3 protein-coding genes and 1 pseudogene are annotated in these 4509 nt (G+C 56.9%); 2 read left to right on the forward strand and 2 right to left on the reverse strand.

Annotation, left to right across the window (positions count from 1 at the left end; all coding sequences use genetic code 11):
• Nucleotides 1–808, reverse strand: a pseudogene (locus B8784_RS22000) (IS3 family transposase); the annotation flags it as partial.
• A 727-nt stretch (nucleotides 809–1535) separates the two neighbouring features.
• Here B8784_RS22000 and B8784_RS22240 point away from each other — a divergent pair.
• Together B8784_RS22240 and B8784_RS15025 are read left to right on the forward strand one after the other, a co-directional pair.
• Nucleotides 1536–1907, forward strand: coding sequence for a phosphotransferase (locus tag B8784_RS22240; protein WP_084398739.1), 372 nt, complete (start codon nucleotides 1536–1538; stop codon nucleotides 1905–1907).
• 105 nt (nucleotides 1908–2012) lie between these two features.
• Nucleotides 2013–3335 (forward strand): MFS transporter, encoded by a 1323-nt coding sequence (locus B8784_RS15025; protein WP_084398740.1) that lies wholly within the window; start codon nucleotides 2013–2015, stop codon nucleotides 3333–3335.
• A gap of 528 nt (nucleotides 3336–3863) precedes the next feature.
• Here B8784_RS15025 and B8784_RS15030 read toward each other — a convergent pair.
• Nucleotides 3864–4509: IS3 family transposase (locus tag B8784_RS15030; RefSeq protein WP_143435293.1), on the reverse strand; the 646-nt coding region annotated here is incomplete at its 5' end.

Consider the following 4509-nt stretch of genomic DNA (forward strand, 5'->3'; position numbering starts at 1 on the left):
TTGTCGGAGACGATCATCTTCGGAGCACCCCGCCGGGTGATGAGCCTGGACAGTTCCCTGGCGACCCGCACGCCGGACAGGGAGACATCGACGACCACGGCCAGGGCTTCCCGGGTGAAGTCGTCGACCACGCAGAGCGTGCGGAACCGGCGGCCATCGCTGAGAGCGTCCGATACGAAGTCCAGGCTCCATCGCTCATTCGCCTGTTCCGGCAGGAGCATGGGTGAACGTGTGCCTGTCGCCCGCTTTCGCCCACGTCGTCGTTTCACGGCCAGTCCCTCCTCGGCATAGATCCGGTAGATCTTCTTGTGATTGGCGCTGAGGCCCTCGCGGTCCAGCAGGATGCCGAGCCTGCGATAGCCGAACCGGCGGCGTTCACCGGCCAGCTCCCGTAGCCTCTGGCGCAACTTCTCGTCACCGCCATCGCGTTTTTCATACTGGAAGGTGGACCGATCGAGATCGGCCAGCCGGCAGGCCCGACGCTCCGACAGGCCATGCACTTCCATCACGTGGTGCACGGCCTTCCGTTTGGCGTCGGGCGTCAGAAGTTTTTTGTCGCCAGGTCCTTCAGGGCGGCATTGTCCAGCATTGCATCGGCCAGGAGGCGCTTCAGCTTCGAGTTCTCCTCCTCCAGCGTCTTCAGCCGCCGGGCGTCCGACACCGTCATGCCGCCGAACTTCGCCTTGTACTTGTAGAAGGTCGCATCCGAGATGCCGTACTTGCGGCAGATATCGGCTGTCTTCACGCCAGCCTCGTGCTCCCGGATCATCCCAATGATCTGTTCTTCGGAAAATCGTGATTTGCGCATTTGTCATCCTCTTCGTGTCGAGGACTCTGCAAATTCATGGCCGGAATTTACGGGGCTGGGTCAGAAGCCCTAAGCATAAAACGGAATCTGAACCTGGGCCGGACTCTCGAAGAGCTCTGTTGCCCCTCGATAGGGTCGATCCTGCTGGTCGATGGAGGGATCGGCTTGGGAGCCAGGGCTTTTCATAATACAGAGGCAGAGCCTCTGGCATGCGTATGCGCAGCGCCGGCGAACCGGACGCTTCGTAAGTGGGGATGTCCGTCGGACCGGCAATGGTCCGGTGTGAGTGGCGAAATCTGGATTTAGCCCCACGCAAAAGATTTACCGCAATCTCCACTTCCCACACAACTGGCGGACATCAATGAGACGTGGATTGCTCTAGCTTTTCAGCAGGAGTTTCCTGGCGCATCGGTTGCCCAAGCGGTTCGAAGAGATGGACATAGAGGTACCTCGACACTTGCTCGTTTTTAACCTCACCTGTCACGACAGGAGAGACCGGGAGCCCCTGCTGATTCGGTTTATGTGCAGGGAGGCTTGACGACAAGTAGCGCAAGCGCGTTGTTGTGGCTCTGCAGCAGGAAGCCGATTTCTACCATCACGTTGCGCCTGAAATACCTATGAAAATTCCACGGGTTTTCTTCGCAGCTAAGAGCGATCAGCCGCAGGAGAGCTGACCAAGCGAGGCGTCAAATTCGGCGCCAACCTGGCGCAAGGGTCCGTCGACCAAATGGCCAGTGAGCTGGAAGCAATAGCTTTGCTTCGCCGAGCATGGTGGGAAAAGCCCAAGCTGGAACGGGATATAACTTGGCGAGAGCCCCAACGAATCTTCCTCAAACATTGCTACAGGCAGGCTCGTTGGAAGGAGCTGGTTTCCTGCAAGCATGGCGAGATGCTGGAAGCGATTCTCAAGAACGCCGACACAGCGGCGAAATCTCTAGATGTTTTGTGGCACATTCTGGACGGGAGTCCCGAGACATTCCTGCATAGGGATCCCCATGGTGGCAACATCTTCTACGCACGGGACGGTCGCCTCGGCTTGCTGGAAAGGAGGGCTGCGCTGAGACCCAACTCAAGTCAGACACATTTGAAACACAGATAAGAATTTATTGTGCCCGGGGCCGACGTTTTAAAACTGTTGGTATTGAGCATTGTACGTCATCCGTGCCAAGAAGTACAATTGTTTTAGTGGTGAGGGGGCTAGGGTATGAGCACAGTGTCGGGAACACAGGATATGGGCGCGCAAGACGCTTGGCAAAAGTGGGTTGCCGTTACGCTGCTTACGCTCCTGTTTGCCACATCTTTCGTAGACAGATTTATTCTGTCGCTTCTGGCAGATCCGCTTTCACGCGACCTGGGCCTTGGCGACGGACAGCTTGGCCTGCTGATGGGCGCGGGCTTTTCCATTCTATATTCATTTGCGGGTCTGCCGCTTGCCCATCTGATCGATACTTATCAACGTAAACGACTGTTGCTTGCAGGTGTTGCTCTTTGGAGTCTGACTACGATTGCCTCAGGATTTGCAAACGGGTTCGCCAGCCTGCTCGTCTGCAGGGCGGGGGTCGCGGTAGGTGAGGCAGTTCTCACGCCGGCGGCCGTATCCCTTATCGCTGACTATTTTATTCGCGAAAAGCGCGCGACCCCAATGGCTGTGTACTCATCAGTCGGGGCGATCATGGGCACTGGCTCATTTGTCGTCGGGGCTCTCGCCCTTGAGTTTGCCGGAACGATCAGCGAATCCATGGCGATGGCTCCTTGGCGCCTCACCATGGTCTTGGTGGGGTTGCCGGGCTTGTTTCTCGCATTTCTTTTCCTCCTGCTGGTGCGGGAACCCGAGCGCCGCGTATCAGAGGACAGAGACGCAGATAAAGCGAGCCTGGTAGACTTTTTTGCCTATCTTCGCCGGAATTGGGCATTCTATGTGCCATTCATATTGAGTGGAGGATTGCTGACAATATTTGGATTGGGGATGCCGGCGTGGATGCCGACAATTCTGGTGCGTGAGCATGGGTTTGATCCCTCCCAGGCAGGTTTCGCATTCGGATTTCGGACTGCTCCCGCTGGTCTTATCGGCATATTTTTCTGGCCTTGGTTGGCAATGCGCATAGAGCGATTCCGAAGAAATGCTGGTCCGCCAGTGGCCTTGCTGATCGCAGCTTGCGCTGCCCTCATCGTATTTCCTTTCGCGCCCCGAATCGATGATACGTCGATGCTTCTCATCTGGATGACTGCGGCTGTCATGATAAGCGGCGCTTGGGCTGTCCTGCCTGTTCTCGGATTCCAAATATTCAGCCCTAGTCGCTTTCGCGGGCGCCTTGCTGCAATGAATCTGCTTTCAATGAATCTTCTTGGATTTGGAGTGGGACCAAACCTGATTGTATATCTCGGTCGTCTAGGCACTGAACCTGGCACCGATAGTGTGTTGTCTCTCGGTTTGAGCCGAGCGGGGTTGATTGTAGCCCCCCTTCTGCTCGTTACGATGATTGTATGCGTTCTTCAATCACGACAGTTGGCGGATATTGATGACTGATCGCAGGCGCCTTTGGACTGATGGGATCTAGCAATTGGAGATGCCTCAGAGTTATGTCGATTTAAGTGCGAAGCTGAGGTGATCTCATTTACTGCCTAGGGTTCAGTCCCGGGAATTACTCGGTTGGATTTAGCTTTTGACGCGGCTGGGTTGGCCTGTTCAGCGCTTGTTGCGAACTCGAACGGGGGTGCCCCTTCGAGGATCTTCAGGCGCTTGGCGGAGTTGCCGGCAACGAGGATGGTGGCGAGGTGTTCGTTCAGCCGGCCATGACTTGCATAATGATAGCGCCGAATAGCGTTGTTCCAAGGTGTGGTTCGTGCGTTCAACTTGGCCATTGGTTCAGCGATGGTTCGGTTTTGTCAGGCGGTGCTTAATACCGTGACTGGCTCAGACGCGCTCAAAGGGATGGCCGCCAGCGGGAAGTCGGCTGTCTCCCGGTTCCTGGGCAGGTAAGCGAACAAAATCATTGTCGGTCAGGATAGTATGGATTGAACCGCGCCGGTAACCCCGGAGGCTGTTTGGTTGGGGTCAAGCAGCGATAGCGTTTTCCTTCAGCGCTGCAAAGTAGTTGGCCTCGGCTTCTGCCGGTGGGATGTTTCCGATTGGCTCGAGCAGGCGGCGGTGATTGAACCAGTCGACCCATTCGAGGGTGGCGTATTCAACGGCATCGATGGATTTCCACGGGCCTTTCCGCCAGATGACTTCGGCCTTGTAGAGTCCATTGATGGTTTCCGCCAAAGCGTTGTCATAGCTGTCACCAACACTGCCCACCGACGGCTCAAGACCTGCCTCGGCCAGACGCTCCGTATACCGTATACTGACATACTGGCTGCCACGATCTGAATGATGGACAAGACCACTTCCAGAGCAGGGCCGCCGGTCATGCAAGGCCTGTTCAAGGGCATCAAGCACGAAGTCCGCATGCGCTGTCCGGCTGACCCGCCAGCCGACAATGCGGCGGGCGAACACATCGATGACGAAGGCGACATAGACAAACCCTGCCCAGGTCGAGACATAGGTGAAATCGCTGACCCAGAGCCGGTTCGGCGCCGGGGCCTTGAAGTTGCGGTTCACATGGTCGAGCGGGCACGGCGCCGCCTTGTCGCTGTAGGTCGTGCGATGCGGCTTGCCGCGGATAATGCCCTGCAGGCCCATGGCCTTCATCAGGCGCCTG

Origin of the sequence: Henriciella aquimarina (assembly GCF_002088975.1) — a bacterium.
Classification (GTDB): Bacteria; Pseudomonadota; Alphaproteobacteria; order Caulobacterales; family Hyphomonadaceae; genus Henriciella; species Henriciella aquimarina.

Excerpts from the sequence above, each read along its gene's own strand:
- B8784_RS15025 (WP_084398740.1), top strand. The coding sequence starts at position 2,013 with ATGAGCACAGTGTCGGGAACACAGGATATGGGCGCGCAAGACGCTTGG.
- B8784_RS22240 (WP_084398739.1), top strand. The coding sequence starts at position 1,536 with ATGGCCAGTGAGCTGGAAGCAATAGCTTTGCTTCGCCGAGCATGGTGG.